The organism is Burkholderia sp. SIMBA_051 (assembly GCF_046534915.1).
Lineage (GTDB): Bacteria > Pseudomonadota > Gammaproteobacteria > Burkholderiales > Burkholderiaceae > Burkholderia > Burkholderia ambifaria.
In genome coordinates, this window is sequence record NZ_JAWRXS010000653.1 from 1 (window position 1) to 249 (window position 249).

The following is a 249-nucleotide window of genomic DNA, read 5'->3' on the forward strand; positions in this document are numbered from 1 at the left end:
CTAATGAAGTGGTTAGAGATGTGAAGTCGTTAGAATAAAATTTCCAGTGATTATCTTGGCTTAATTTTAAAATTGCGATTCTATTTTTAGGAGGCAATTTTACTTGGTAATAAAGTAATTCATTAATTTTTTGATCGTTTTCACCAAGTAAAGAATCACTAGCAAGTCCTTTAGGTTTTGAATAATTAGCATAGTAACTACTTGGGCGATCATGTGAGCCTACTGTAGAACAAGCTCCTAGTAATATTG

General features: G+C 31.7%; 1 protein-coding gene. It reads right to left on the reverse strand.

Translation table 11 applies throughout. The features are described 5' to 3' along the window. Window positions 1-249: hypothetical protein (locus tag SB771_RS36100; protein WP_410722175.1), on the reverse strand; the 249-nt coding region annotated here is incomplete at both ends.